The organism is Streptomyces sp. NPDC014734, assembly GCF_043083325.1.
GTDB lineage: Bacteria > Actinomycetota > Actinomycetes > Streptomycetales > Streptomycetaceae > Streptomyces.
On the sequence record NZ_JBIBYN010000002.1, the window covers coordinates 444,054 to 457,434 of the forward strand.

Here is a 13,381-nt window from a genome sequence, read left to right on the forward strand (position 1 = left end):
TGGGGCAGGGGCGGGGCGGGGTGTTCAGCCGCGGCCGGTGCCCTCCGGGCCGTTCGTCCCACCGGGCCCCTTGTTCCCCCTGCCCTCTCCGTCCTCCTCGCTCAGCGGGGTCTCCGCCCCCGTACCCGAGGTGGCCGAAGCCGGGCCGGAGCCGTCGACCGAGGACAGCGGGGTGCGTTCGGAGACCTCCGTGGCGGCGGACGGTTCGACCAGCCAGTCCGGGTTGGCCTGCCTGTCCCACCACCTCCAGGCGGTGTAGGCGGCGCCCGCCACGGCGCCGGCCACGAGAAGGCCCCGGCACAGCCGCCCGGCCCTCGCCCGGCGCTCGTGCTTCCTGGCGAGCTGCCTGATCTCCTTCGCGGTGACCTGACCGCGCAGCGCGGCCAGCGCCGCGGCGCCGCGGGCCGATGCCTCAACGGCCACGGGCTGCGCCACGGCCATGGCGTGTTCGACGCGTGGGGCGGTGTAGTCCGCCGCGGTACGGGCGGCCCGCCGGGTGTGGTGCGCGGTCCGCCGGGCGGCCTCGTCGACCTTGGGCGGCACATGGGCCCGGGCGAGTTCGATGCGCGGCGCGACGTGCGCGCCGTACTGGACACGGGCCTGGTGGGCCGCCTTCGACACCTTCGGCGCGAGCCGCGCGCGGGCCTCGTACGCGAGGTGCGCGGCCTGGTCCCTGGCGGTGTCGGCATAGGGCGCCACCACGTCCGCGGCGTGCTGCACGCTGTCCTTGGCCGAGTCGGTTGCGGCACGCACGCTGTCGATGCGGGTCACGGGATCCTCCTCCTTGGTGGCGGGTGTTTGGTCCGCCTTTCCACCCAATGAGAGATCATGCCTGCCGGAGACGGGTCCGGCATGCGGGGCAGGCATACGGGTCATCCGGACAGCGGGGTGGTGCGCGCGGTCGGCGCAACGGTCGTGCCGGGCGGTGGCTCCCCCGCCCGGGCGGGAATCGGGCAACGAGGTGAGCACGGCGTGTACGGAGTGGCGGCCGTGCGCCGCGACGTGCCGACCGTGCGAGGATCGGTGGACATCACTGAAGACCTGACGTCACCGACGACTTACGGAAGGCAGATCGTGGCTGAGCAGCTTTACGCCACCTTGAAGACCAACCAGGGCGACATCGAGATCCGGCTCCTGCCGAACCACGCGCCCAAGACGGTCAAGAACTTCGTCGAACTCGCCAACGGCGAGCGTGAGTGGACGCACCCCGGGACCGGAAAGAAGTCCACGGACAGGCTGTACGACGGCACGGTCTTCCACCGCGTCATCAGCGGCTTCATGATCCAGGGTGGCGACCCGCTGGGCAACGGCACCGGCGGTCCGGGGTACGAGTTCGGTGACGAGTTCCACCCCGACCTCGGCTTCAACAAGCCCTACCTGCTGGCCATGGCAAACGCCGGCCCGGGCACCAACGGATCGCAGTTCTTCGTGACCGTCGCGCCGACCGCCTGGCTGACCGGCAAGCACACCATTTTCGGCGAGGTCGTCGACCCCGCAGGCCAGAAGGTCGTGGACGCCATCGCGTCCGCCCAGACCAACCCCCGTACCGACCGTCCGGTGAAGGACATCGTGATCGAATCGGTCGTCATCGAGAAGCGTTGATCACCGATGGTCAAGGCATGATCACGTTCTGATCGTCCTTTCGGGGAACCAACCGCCCTGCCCGTCCGTACTTGTTACATAGCGGACGAGCAGGGCTGCGTTGTGCGTGCTGCCGCCACGACGAGGACCGAGGGGACCGGAAACGATGGGACCGATGGACCAGCAGCCGCCGGAAGGCCAGGACCGGCCCGCCGTCACGGACGGCTCGACCGGCTGCTACCGCCATCCCGACCGCGACACCCATATCCGCTGCACGCGTTGCGACCGCCCGATCTGCCCCGAATGCATGGTCAACGCCTCGGTCGGATTCCAGTGCCCGGACTGCGTCCGCCGGGCGACGGGCACGGGGCACGACCCGGCCGCCGCCCGGCCGCGTACCGTCGCCGGCGGCACCATCACGGCCGACCCCCGTCTCGTCACCAAGATCCTTCTGGGCATCAACGTCGCCGTGTACATCGCCGTCCTGGCGAAGGGTGACGAACTGGTCAACGAACTTCTGCTGCTCGGCCGCGCCACCACCCACTACGGCGGTCCGCTGGAAGGTGTCGCCGAGGGCCAGTGGTACCGCCTGGTGACGTCGATGTTCCTGCATCAGGAGATGTGGCACATCCTCTTCAACATGCTGGGGCTCTGGTGGCTCGGCGGCCCGCTGGAGGCGGCGCTCGGCCGGGCCCGCTATCTCACCCTCTATCTGCTCTCCGGCCTGGCGGGCGGCGCCCTCACCTACTGGCTCTCCGCGCCGGTACAGGGGTCACTCGGGGCTTCCGGAGCGATCTTCGGCCTGCTCGGTGCCACCGCCGTGCTGATGCGGCGGCTCAACTACGACATGCGCCCGGTCTTCGTGCTGCTTGCCGTGAACCTGGTCATCACCTTCAACCCCTGGGGCGGAATCGCCTGGCAGGCACACGTCGGTGGCCTGATCGCGGGCACGCTGATCGCGATCGGCATGGTGCACGCGCCCCGCGAGCGTCGCGCACTGGTGCAGTACGGCACCTGCGCGCTGGTCCTGCTCGCCGTCGTCGCCGTCGTCGTGGCCAGAACGGCCGCGCTGACCTGACGTGCCGGTGGCGCAACCGGTCATCACTGGACGCAACCGGTGATGTGTCGGTTGGTGCGGTGGTGCGGTGGTGTGCGGCGGTGCGCGGTGGTGTGCGGCGCCGTCCGCGTCGGACCGGGGCCGGTGTGCCGGGTCGGTGCGTCGGTGATGTGGTGGCGATGCTCAGTTGTCCACAGCATGTGCCGGATCTTGTGCGTTCTGTGGGAACAACTGAGCCCCTTGTCACTGAGCTGGGTTTTTCCAGAAGAGACAAGGGGCGTGCCCGCTTGTGAGACGGGAGGATGTAGTCACATCGGCGTCAACCACCGGTGAGTTATCCACAGATCGTCTGACCTTTTCCCCTGGCTGTGGATAACGCTGTGGGTAACTCGGGGCACGGGTTGCGGAACCCGGGCACGCCGTGGGATGGGCGCGGCGTGCGTCGGGTCCCTCGCAACCGTCGCGGGCCCGACCGACGGCCAGCCGACGCGGCCGGGAACCGGGCTCGGCCGCTGATCAGGCCCTTCGCGGGACTACTTCCACTGCGTGGAGACGCCGAAGCCGCCGGCGATGAAACCGAACCCGACGACGATGTTCCAGTTCTTCAGCGACTCGATCGGCAGGTCGCCGTCGGTCACGTAGAAGACGACGATCCAGGCCAGACCGATCAGGAAGAGCGCCAGCATCACCGGCGCGACCCAGCTGCGGTTGGTCAGCTTTATGTTGGTCGCCTGCTTCGCCGGAGGGGGCGTGAAGTCGGCCTTCTTGCGGATACGTGACTTCGGCACGAGGAACTCTCCTGTCGATGCGCTGCGTGACCGCGCAGGTAACTGTGGCTGACGCCGGGGCAAGGCGCGAGGGGGAATGCTGCCTCCCCCGGGCGTCCGTTAGCGTAGTGCTTCCGTGGCGCCGAAGGAGATAAGGGTACGTTGAGCAATTCTGCCGACTCCTCCCGAGGACCGGGCCGAGGCCTTCTCCGGCACCCGGCCCGGGTGCTCACCGCCGCGGTCTTCGCGCTCGCCGGGTTGATCTTCGTCACCAGCGCCAACACGGCCAAGGGCACCAATCTCCGCACGGATTCCTCGCTGCTGAAGCTCTCCGACCTCATCCAGCAGCGCAGCGGCAAGAACGCCCAGATGGAAGAGACCAACGCCGCCGCGCGCAAGGACATCGACGCCCTCGTCCGGCGCGACGACGGCAGCACCGAGGCGGAGAACGCCCGGCTCAAGGCGTTGGAACAGACCGCGGGCACCACCAAGCTCTCCGGCCGGGCGGTGTCCGTCACCCTCGACGACGCCCCGCCCGACGCCACCGCCAACCCCGGCTACCCCGACCCGCAACCGAACGACCTGGTGATCCACCAGCAGGACCTCCAGGCTGTCGTCAACGCCCTCTGGCAGGGCGGCGCGCGGGGCATCCAGGTCATGGACCAGCGGCTGATCTCGACCAGCGCCGTCCGCTGCGTCGGAAACACCCTGATCCTCCAGGGCCGGGTCTACTCACCGCCGTACAAGATCACTGCGGTCGGCGACCCGGCCGATCTCAAGCGGGCGCTCGACGACTCCCCGGCGATCAACAACTACCTGCTCTACGTGAAGGCGTACGGGCTCGGCTGGAAAGTCGACCAGCACCGGGCGGTGACTCTTCCCGGCTACTCGGGCACAGTGGACCTCCACCAGGCGGAGCCGGTGAAGTAGCGAGCAGCTGTGGGGAGGCCGGCGCGGTGTCGGTGCGACTGATCGTGCGGACGTTCAGCGAACTCTGCGTCACCGTCGGTGCCCTGATCGTGCTCTTCGTGGTGTACGTGCTGTTCTGGACCGGAGTGAGGGCCGCGGGCGAGGCCGCGGGCCAGATCGACACCCTGCGCGACCAGTGGGCGCGGGGAGCCGCCGCGGCGCCCGCGTCCCCCGTCCCGTCCACGACCTCCGCGCCTTCCGGATCGCCGTCGCCCGCGTCTCCGTCGCCCGTGCCGCCGCCCGCCGCGGCGGCGTACCGGGACGGCAAGCCCTTCGCGATGCTGTACATCCCTCGCTTCGGCAAGGACTGGGAGTGGCCCGTTCTGGAGAACACCCGGGTCAGGACCCTGCAGAAGGGAATCGGCCACTACGCCGGGACCGCCCGCCTCGGCGCGCGGGGCAACTTCGCGCTGGCCGGTCACCGCCGCACCTACGGAGACCCGTTCAAGGACTTCCCGAAGCTCCGCCCGGGCGACGCGGTGCTGCTCACGGACGGGACGACGTGGTTCACGTACCGCATCGACAAGAAGCCCTACCGGACCGTGCCGACCGACGTCGGGGTCATCGACCCCGTGCCCGGCAAGTCCGGCTACGACGGGCCGGGCCGCTATCTGACACTGACCACCTGCGAGCCCGAATGGGGCAGCAGCCACCGGCTGATCGCCTGGGCGCACCTCGACGGGACCCGACCGGTGAGCGCGGGCAGACCGACGGCTTTCCACAGCTGACCCACGTTGTCCGCCGCGGCCCTTTAGTCTGGTTCCCGTACCGAATGGAGGGGACTGCATGTACGGCTGGATCTGGCGGCATCTGCCGGGGAACGCGTGGGTGCGCGCGCTCATTTCGCTCGTGCTGGTGCTGGCCGTCGTCTACGCGCTTTTCCAGTACGTCTTCCCATGGGCCGAACCACTGCTTCCGTTCGGCGACGTGACGGTCGACGGCGCGAGCGGATCGGGGGCCGGACGATGAGTGCCCGCATTCTCGTCGTGGACAACTACGACAGTTTCGTCTTCAACATCGTCCAGTACCTCTACCAGCTCGGCGCCGACTGCGAGGTGCTGCGGAACGACGAGGTGACCACGGCGCACGCCCAGGACGGCTTCGACGGAGTCCTGCTGTCCCCCGGCCCCGGCACGCCCGAGCAGGCGGGTGTCTGCGTCGAGATGGTCCGCCACTGCGCGGCGACGGGTGTCCCGGTCTTCGGGGTCTGCCTCGGGATGCAGTCGATGGCGGTGGCGTACGGCGGCGTGGTGGACCGCGCCCCCGAGCTGCTGCACGGCAAGACCTCGCTGGTCACCCATGAGGGAACGGGCGTCTTCACCGGCCTGCCGTCCCCGTTCACCGCCACCCGATATCACTCGCTCGCCGCCGAACCGGACACCGTTCCGGCGGAGCTGGAGGTGACGGCGCGTACCGCCGACGGCATCATCATGGGGCTGCGCCACCGCGAACTGCCGGTGGAGGGTGTCCAGTTCCATCCGGAATCGGTGCTGACCGAGCACGGTCACCTGATGCTGGCCAACTGGCTGGTGCGGTGCGGCGACAGCGGGGCCGTCGAGAGGTCGGCAGGACTCGCACCGGTGGTGGGCAAGGCAGTCGCGTGACACGGCTCCGTCCCGGTCCCGACGCCGGAGAGGACGGTCCCCACGAGCAGAGCGGATACCCGCCCGCAGGCCCGTTCGAGGCGACGGGCGGGTTCGAAGCCGCTGTCGACCGGCTGGCGGATCCGCTGAACGACCCGCTTCCGGGACGGCACGCCTCGCCGTGGTCCGGCGCGGACAACCCGCCGCCGGACGAGCCGGGAGCGGCACAGGAGCACGGACGGGGGCAGCATCGGGCCCCGGACCGGCAGGCGCGCGAACCGAGACGGCCGCAGGCGCCCCAGGGGGCGCACGGCCGCCGCGGGGCCCCGCAGGAGTGGTACGACCCCGAGGGGTTCGAACGGGACTGGTACGGGCCGCAGAGTCCCGTCCCGCCGACCGGTCGCCGACGGGCGGCCCCGCCCGCCCCCGTTCCGGAGAACGCGCCTGTTCCGGAGAACGCCCCCGTTCCGGAGAACGCGGCCGCTGTACCGGGCACTGCCTTTTCCGCCCGTCCGGACGACGACGCACCGACACGGCTGATGGAACCGGTCTCCGTCTCCGCCCCGGCCCCTCCCCCCGCCGAGCCCGCCGCGGATACGTATACGCCTGCCGGCACGGAGCGGCCGGAGGCCGAACCGGAACCACCCGCCGGGGGGCGCGCCGAGCGGCGGCGCGCGGCCAAGGGGCGGGGCCGCCGACGCGCCGAGCCGCGTCCGGAGCCCGCGCACCCCGCGTCGGCGTCGGCGTCGGCAGGGAAGCCGATGTCGCGCGTCGAGGCCCGGCGTGCGGCACGCGCGGCCAAGGACAGCCCGGCCGTGGTCGCGAGCCGTGTCGTCGGGGAGCTGTTCATCACGTTCGGTGTGCTGATGCTGCTGTTCGTCACGTATCAGCTGTGGTGGACGAATGTGCGTGCCGACCAGTACGCGGGCAAGGAGACGCACAAGATCCAGGACAACTGGGCGAAGGGCGACCGCAATCCCGGCACGTTCGAAGCGGGCCAGGGCTTCGCGATCATCCACATCCCGAAACTGGACGTGGTCGCTCCGATCGCCGAGGGCATCAGCAAGGAGAAGGTCCTCGACCGGGGCATGGTCGGGCACTACAGCGAGGGCACGCTGCGCACCGCGATGCCGTCGGCAGCACAGGGCAACTTCGCGCTGGCCGGTCACCGCAACACCCACGGCGAACCCTTCCGGTACATCAACCGGCTGAGCCCCGGTGACCCGATCGTGGTCGAGACGCAGGACGCGTACTACACGTACGAGATGACGAAGATCCTTCCGCAGACCACGCCGTCGAACGTCTCGGTCATCGGGCCCGTGCCGCCCGAATCGGGGTTCACCGAACCGGGCCGGTACATCACCCTGACGACCTGTACGCCGGAATTCACGAGTACGTACCGTTTGATCGTCTGGGGCAAGATGGTCGAGGAACGACCGCGCAGCAAGGGGAAGCCCGACGCGCTCGTCGGCTGAGGCATCATCATGACAGGGACGGGTGCGGTGACATCGAGGACCGAGCACGAACAGCCGACCGACGAGTCCGCGCCCCCGCGGCGCGGCGGTGGCCGCCATCCCCTCGCCACCGTCGTCAGTGTCTTCGGCGAGCTCCTGATCACGGCGGGTCTGGTCCTCGGCCTCTTCGTCGCGTACTCCCTGTGGTGGACCAACGTGCTCGCCGACCGGGAGGCGACGAAGCAGGGCCATACCGTCCGCGACCGCTGGGCCGACGGGCCGGGGGCGCTGGACACCAAGGACGGAATCGGCTTCCTGCACGTTCCGTCGATGAGGAACGGCGAGGTGCTGGTCAAGAAGGGCACCGACACCGACAACCTGAACGACGGCATCGCGGGCTACTACACGGACCCGGTGAAGTCGGCCCTGCCGTCGGACGAGAAGGGCAACTTCACCCTGGCCGCGCACCGTGACGGGCACGGCGCCAAGTTCCACAACATCGACAAGGTGAGGACGGGCGACGCGATCGTCTTCGAGACCAGGGACACCTGGTACGTCTACAAGGTGTTCAAGGAACTTCCCGAGACGTCGAAGTACAACGTGGACGTGCTGCAGCCGGTGCCGAAGGGGTCGGGCGCGAAGAAGCCGGGCCGGTACATCACGCTGACGACCTGCACCCCGGTCTACACGTCCAAGTACCGCTACATCGTGTGGGGCGAGCTGGTGCGTACGGAGAAGGTGGACAGCGACCGCACCAAGCCGGCGGAACTGCGCTGAGTCGATTCCGGGGCCCGGCCCGAGGGCGCGGCGCGGTGTGGTCCGAAGCTGCGGCGCGGTGGGTTCCGGTTCCGGGGGTATCCGGTCGGTGGTCCGGTTCGGCGACGCGTATCCCGTGACGACGGGGACGGCAGAGGACCCCGGTCACCTGTTGCCGGGTGACCGGGGTCCTCTGTCGTCGGTGCTGAGGGCGGTCAGTGTCCGCGCGAACCGGACGGGCCGCCGAATATGTTGCCGTTCCCCCCGCCCGGGATGGTCCGCACGTTGACCGCGCTGTTCCTGGCGACCGGCTGGCCCGCTCCGGGATCGACGGTGATGATCCTCGCGTTGTCGTCGTTCGGACCGTCCACCTGGCCGAGTTGCAGACCCGCCCCGGCGAGGAGGTTCTTCGCGTCCCCGATGCTCTTGCCCATGAGATCGGGAACCGTGGTCTGCTCCGGCTGCTGAGGCCCCTTGGAGACCTTCAGCACGATCTGGGCGTCCTTGGGCTGCTTGCCGGCCCCCGGGCTCTGTTCGACAACGGTGTCCGCCGGCTCGTTCGAGTCGACGTCCGTGCGCGAGATGTTCGTGAACCCGATGTTCTTGAGCTGGTTCTCGGCGTCGTTCCACGAGCGGCTGACCACGTTGGGGAGGTCGAGCGCGGCCTTCTTGGCGACCGTGATCGTGACTTCGGAGTTCTTCTCGGCCTTGGAGTTGCCCGCGGGGTCCTGCTTGATGACCGTGCCCTCGTTGCTCTCGGACTCCTCCGTGGTGACCTTGACCGTGAAGCCCTTCTCCTCAAGGTACTTGCGGGCGTTCTCCTCGGACTTCTCGGTGACGTCCGGGACCTCGACCTTCGGCGCGCCGGTCGAGACGACGACCGTGACGGTCTCCTTCTCGGCCATCCGGTCGTCGGCACCCGGAGTCTGACTGCAGATCTTGTCCTTGGGCTGTTCCTCGCAGGGCTCGCGCGAGCCGACCTTGAGGACGACACCGGCGTTGTCCGCGAGTCTCTGCGCTTCCTCCACGGTCGAGCCGACCAGGTTCGGCGCGTCGATCTTGCCGCTGTCGCTGTTGTTCTTGAACAGCGACTGGCCGATCAGAACCGCACCTATCAGCACCAGGACACCCGCGACGACCAGCAGGATCGTCGAGGTGCTGGTCTTCTTCTGGCGACGGCGGCCGGGGCGGTCGTCGTAGCCGTAGCCGCCGTCGTCCGGGTTGACCGGGGGAAGCATGGACGTGGCCGCGCCGTTCGGGTCGGCGGGGTGCAATGCCGTGGTGGGCTGGTCGTTGCCGTAGCCGCCGTAACCCGGTGCGCCCATCGCCGCGGTGGCGGCGACCGGCTGTCCGTCGAGGCACGCCTCGATGTCGGCGCGCATCTCGTCGGCCGACTGGTAGCGGTAGTCGGGGTCCTTGACCAGGGCCTTCAACACGATCGCGTCCATGGCGGGCGTGATCTCGGGGTCGAAGTTGCTGGGAGGCTGCGGTTCCTCCCGCACGTGCTGGTAGGCGACCGCGACGGGGGAGTCCCCGACGAACGGCGGCCGTACCGTCAGCAGCTCGTAGAGCAGGCAGCCGGTCGAGTACAGGTCGGAGCGCGCGTCCACCTGCTCGCCCTTGGCCTGCTCGGGGGAGAGGTACTGGGCGGTTCCGATGACGGCCGCGGTCTGGGTCATGGTCATGCCGGAGTCGCCCATGGCGCGGGCGATGCCGAAGTCCATGACCTTGACCTGACCGGTGCGCGTCAGCATGACGTTCGCCGGCTTGATGTCACGGTGGACGATGCCCGCGCGGTGCGAGTACTCCAGCGCCTGGAGGATGCCGACGGTCATCTCCAGGGTGCGCTCGGGCAGCAGTTTGCGGCCGGAGTGCAGAAGCTCCCGGAGCGTCGAGCCGTCGACGTACTCCATCACGATGTACGGGATGGAGACCCCGTCGACGTAGTCCTCGCCGGTGTCGTAGACAGCGACGATCGCCGGGTGATTGAGCGAGGCGGCGGACTGGGCTTCACGGCGGAACCGGGCCTGGAAGGACGGGTCGCGGGCCAGATCGGCCCGCAGCGTCTTCACCGCCACGGTGCGGCCGAGCCGGGTGTCGTGTGCGAGGTAGACCTCGGCCATGCCACCACGGCCGAGCACCGAGCCCAGCTCGTACCGGCCGCCGAGGCGACGCGGCTCTTCCATAACTGTTCCAGCCCTCTCCGTCAGTCCCGACCGCACCGGTGTGCGGTCCGGCGGTGTGCTGCTCGCGCATACGCTACCGGCCCCGCACTGTCCGGTCGGCCCGGAGTTCGGACCTGATACCCGACCGGTATCGAAGGCGCAGGTATGGCACCGCGTGTGATGGTCATCACCTCTTGTCGATGACCGCCTTCATCACTGCCTTGGCGATCGGGGCGGCCAGCCCGCCACCGGAGATGTCGTCACGGTTGGCTTCGCCGTCCTCGACGACCACGGCCACGGCGACCGGGGAGCCCTTGTCGGTCTTGGCGTACGAGATGAACCAGGCGTACGGCTTCTCGCTGTTGTTGAGACCGTGCTGGGCCGTACCGGTCTTGCCGCCGACGGTGGCGCCCGGGATCTGGGCGTTCTTCCCGGTGCCGTCCTGGACGACGGTCTCCATCATCTTCTGGAGCTTCTGTGCGTTCTCGCCCGAGAGCGGCTGGCTGAACTGCTCCTTCTTGTGGGTGTAGATCGTGTCCAGGTTGGGCGCCTTGCGCTTGTCGACCATGTACGGCTGCATCAGCTTGCCGTCGTTGGCGATCGCGGCGGCGACCATGGCCATCTGGAGCGGAGTGGCGCGGTTGGACGCCTGGCCGATGCCGGCCATGGCGTTCTGCGGCCGGTTGTCCTTGGGATAGGCACTGGCGTTGGACCGGACCGGGGTGAAGATCTCCTGGTTGAAGCCGAACTTCCCGGCCGTGTCCATCATCTTCTGGTTGCCGAGGTCGTCGCTGATCTTGCCGAAGACGGTGTTGCAGGACCACCGCAGCGCCTCCCGGAGCGAGGCGTTCTCGCACGGGATGTTGCCCTCGTTGTCGAGGTCCTGGGTCGACTGCGGCAGCCGCCAGGGCAGCGGGGAGTCGGTCTTCGCGTCGATGTCGGTGTAGAGGCCGTTCTCCAGGGCGGCGGCGGCGGTGACGACCTTGAACGTGGAACCGGGCGGGTAGGTCTCGCGCAACGCCCGGTTGACCATCGGCTTGTCCTTGTCGTTCAGGAGCTTCTGCCTGGCCTTCGCGTCGGCGTCGGAATTGCCCGCGAAGACCGAGGGGTCGTACGAGGGGGTGCTGACGAGGGCCAGGATGGCGCCGGTCTGCGGGTCGATCGCCGCGACGGCGCCCTTCCTGTTCCCGAGCCCCTTGAACGCGGCCTTCTGGGCGGCGGAGCTGAGGGTGGTGACGATGTTGCCGCCCTGCTTCTTCTCACCGGTGAACATCGACATCGTCCGGTTGAAGAAGAGCTGGTCGTCGTTGCCGGTGAGGATGCCGTCCTCGATCTTCTCGATCTGGGAGGCGTCGAAGGCCTGCGAGGAGTACCCCGTCACGGGGGCCCACATCGCGCCGTCCTTCCAGACCCGCTTGTACTTGAAGTCGCCCGACTTGGTCTCGACCGAGCCGGTCACCGGCTCGCCGTCGACGATGATGTCGCCGCGCTCGTGCGCGTAGCGCTCGATCCGGACGCGGCGGTTCTCGTCCCGGGTGCTCAGTTCGTCGGCCCGCACGTACTGGAGGTAGTTGGTGCGGACGAGCAGGGCGAGGACGAGGACGCCGCAGAAGATCGCGATTCGGCGCAGGGGCTTGTTCACGGTCGGACCACCTGGGTCATCTCGGCGTCGGGGGACGGTGCGGGGGCCGGGGCGGGGCGGCGGGCGGTGTCGCTGATCCGGATCAGGATGGCGATCAGTGCCCAGTTGGCGAGCACGGACGAACCGCCGTAGGCGAGGAACGGCATGGTCATACCACTGAGGGGGATGAGCCCCATGACGCCGCCGGCGACCACGAAGATCTGGATCGCGAAGGCGCCCGACAGACCGATGGCGAGCAGCTTGCCGAAGGGGTCGCGGGCGGCGAGCGCCGTGCGCACGCCCCGCTCGACGATCAGGCCGTAGATCAGCAGCACGGCCATCATCCCGGCCAGGCCCAGCTCCTCGCCGACGGTCGAGAGGATGAAGTCCGCGTTGGCGGCGAAGAGGATCAGGTCCGAGTGGCCCTGGCCGAGCCCGGTGCCGAGCGTGCCACCGGATCCGAAGGCCATCAGCGACTGGGCGAGCTGTTCGCTCTGGAGCCAGGTCGCCTCGGAGAACGGGTCGAGCCAGGCGTTCACGCGCTCCTGCACGTGGTGCTCGAAGGACGCGACGCCCACCGCGCCGACCGCGGACATCAGCAGACCGAAGACGATCCAGCTGGTCCGCTCGGTGGCGACGTACAGCATCACCACGAAGAGGCCGAAGAACAGCAGCGAGGTACCGAGGTCGGTCTCGAAGACCAGGATCAGGATCGACAGGGCCCAGATCGTGATGATCGGCCCGAGGTCGCGTCCGCGCGGCAGGTACATCCCCATGAAGCGACGGCTGGCCAGCGCCAGCGCATCGCGCTTCACCATGAGATAGCCGGAGAAGAACACCGCGATGAGGATCTTGGCGAACTCTCCCGGCTGGATCGTGAAGGGGCCGAGACTGATCCAGATCTTCGCGCCGTTCACCGCGGGGAAGAACATCGGCAGGATCAGCAGGACCAGTGCCACGGCCATCGAGATGTACGTGTAGCGCTGCAGGATGCGGTGGTCCTTGAGGATCACCAGCACCGCGACGAAGAAGGCAACGCCGATCGCCGAGTACAGCAGTTGCTTGGGAGCGTCCGGGCTGTACTTCCCGTAGTAGCGCTCGGCGCGCTGGATGAGTCTCTGCGACTGGTCCAGACGCCAGATCAGCACCAGCCCGAGACCGTTGAGCAGGGTCGCGAGCGGCAGCAGCAGCGGGTCCGCGTACGGGGCGAACTTGCGCACCACGAGGTGGGCGACGCCGCCGAGCAGGATGAGTCCGGCGCCGTAGCCGAACATGCCGGACGGCAGTTTGCCGTCGATGGCGAGTCCGACATTGGCGTAGGCGAACACCGAGATGGCGATGGCGAAGACCATCATCATCAACTCGGTGTTGCGGCGGCTCGGTGCGTCGATCGCGCCGATCGTTGTCGTGTTGGTGACTACGCTCATG

At 68.8% G+C, this 13,381-nt stretch carries 14 protein-coding genes; 8 read left to right on the forward strand and 6 right to left on the reverse strand.

Features of this window, described 5'->3' with window-relative positions; translation table 11 throughout:
* Positions 1-24: 24 nt before the first annotated feature.
* Positions 25-771, reverse strand: a complete 747-nt coding sequence (locus ACF1CT_RS05875; RefSeq protein ID WP_391782502.1) for a DUF5324 family protein — start codon at positions 769-771, stop codon at positions 25-27.
* Between the two features lie 303 nt (positions 772-1,074).
* Here ACF1CT_RS05875 and ACF1CT_RS05880 point away from each other — a divergent pair, with 303 nt between their 5' ends.
* On the forward strand, positions 1,075-1,602 hold the full coding sequence (locus ACF1CT_RS05880) for a peptidylprolyl isomerase (protein WP_391782503.1): 528 nt from the start codon (positions 1,075-1,077) through the stop codon (positions 1,600-1,602).
* A 154-nt stretch (positions 1,603-1,756) separates the two neighbouring features.
* Positions 1,757-2,659: a rhomboid family intramembrane serine protease gene (locus tag ACF1CT_RS05885; RefSeq protein ID WP_391782504.1), complete on the forward strand. Its 903-nt coding sequence runs from the start codon at positions 1,757-1,759 to the stop codon at positions 2,657-2,659.
* Between the two features lie 23 nt (positions 2,660-2,682).
* On the opposite strand, the gene ACF1CT_RS05890 is transcribed toward ACF1CT_RS05885, so the two are convergent.
* Together ACF1CT_RS05890 and crgA are read right to left on the reverse strand one after the other, a co-directional pair.
* Positions 2,683-2,838 carry a hypothetical protein gene (locus tag ACF1CT_RS05890; protein ID WP_391782505.1) on the reverse strand — a complete coding sequence of 52 codons (156 nt, stop codon included), beginning with the start codon at positions 2,836-2,838 and terminating at the stop codon, positions 2,683-2,685.
* Positions 2,839-3,171: 333 nt separating this feature from the next.
* Positions 3,172-3,426: a cell division protein CrgA gene (crgA, locus tag ACF1CT_RS05895; RefSeq protein ID WP_391782506.1), complete on the reverse strand. Its 255-nt coding sequence runs from the start codon at positions 3,424-3,426 to the stop codon at positions 3,172-3,174.
* A gap of 141 nt (positions 3,427-3,567) precedes the next feature.
* Between crgA and ACF1CT_RS05900 the strand changes: the two genes are divergently transcribed.
* Genes ACF1CT_RS05900 through ACF1CT_RS05925 form a run of 6 tightly spaced genes read left to right on the forward strand, consistent with a single transcriptional unit; the run spans position 3,568 to position 8,188 of the window.
* Positions 3,568-4,335, forward strand: a complete 768-nt coding sequence (locus ACF1CT_RS05900; protein WP_391782507.1) for a DUF881 domain-containing protein — start codon at positions 3,568-3,570, stop codon at positions 4,333-4,335.
* Between the two features lie 26 nt (positions 4,336-4,361).
* The gene (locus ACF1CT_RS05905; RefSeq protein WP_391782508.1) at positions 4,362-5,102 is read left to right on the forward strand and encodes a class E sortase; all 741 of its coding nucleotides are present in this window, start codon (positions 4,362-4,364) and stop codon (positions 5,100-5,102) included.
* Between the two features lie 58 nt (positions 5,103-5,160).
* Positions 5,161-5,343 carry a hypothetical protein gene (locus ACF1CT_RS05910; protein ID WP_376236153.1) on the forward strand — a complete coding sequence of 61 codons (183 nt, stop codon included), beginning with the start codon at positions 5,161-5,163 and terminating at the stop codon, positions 5,341-5,343.
* Positions 5,340-5,978: an aminodeoxychorismate/anthranilate synthase component II gene (locus ACF1CT_RS05915; RefSeq protein ID WP_391782509.1), complete on the forward strand. Its 639-nt coding sequence runs from the start codon at positions 5,340-5,342 to the stop codon at positions 5,976-5,978. The genes ACF1CT_RS05910 and ACF1CT_RS05915 overlap by 4 nt, the downstream gene beginning before the upstream one ends.
* Positions 5,975-7,432 (forward strand): class E sortase, encoded by a 1,458-nt coding sequence (locus ACF1CT_RS05920; protein ID WP_391782510.1) that lies wholly within the window; start codon positions 5,975-5,977, stop codon positions 7,430-7,432. Before ACF1CT_RS05915 ends, ACF1CT_RS05920 begins: the two co-directional genes overlap by 4 nt.
* Positions 7,433-7,459: 27 nt before the next feature.
* Entirely contained in the window at positions 7,460-8,188 is a 729-nt protein-coding gene (locus ACF1CT_RS05925) for a class E sortase (protein WP_391782511.1), read from the forward strand.
* Positions 8,189-8,382: 194 nt separating this feature from the next.
* Here the strand turns inward: ACF1CT_RS05925 and pknB are convergent, their stop codons facing one another.
* The 3 genes from pknB to ACF1CT_RS05940 all read right to left on the reverse strand — a co-directional run bounded on the left by pknB (position 8,383) and on the right by ACF1CT_RS05940 (position 13,380).
* Positions 8,383-10,353: a Stk1 family PASTA domain-containing Ser/Thr kinase gene (gene pknB / locus ACF1CT_RS05930; protein ID WP_391782512.1), complete on the reverse strand. Its 1,971-nt coding sequence runs from the start codon at positions 10,351-10,353 to the stop codon at positions 8,383-8,385.
* A gap of 166 nt (positions 10,354-10,519) precedes the next feature.
* Positions 10,520-11,974, reverse strand: coding sequence for a peptidoglycan D,D-transpeptidase FtsI family protein (locus ACF1CT_RS05935; protein WP_391782513.1), 1,455 nt, complete (start codon positions 11,972-11,974; stop codon positions 10,520-10,522).
* Positions 11,971-13,380 carry an FtsW/RodA/SpoVE family cell cycle protein gene (locus tag ACF1CT_RS05940; RefSeq protein ID WP_391782514.1) on the reverse strand — a complete coding sequence of 470 codons (1,410 nt, stop codon included), beginning with the start codon at positions 13,378-13,380 and terminating at the stop codon, positions 11,971-11,973. The genes ACF1CT_RS05935 and ACF1CT_RS05940 overlap by 4 nt, the downstream gene beginning before the upstream one ends.
* Position 13,381 lies beyond the last annotated feature (1 nt).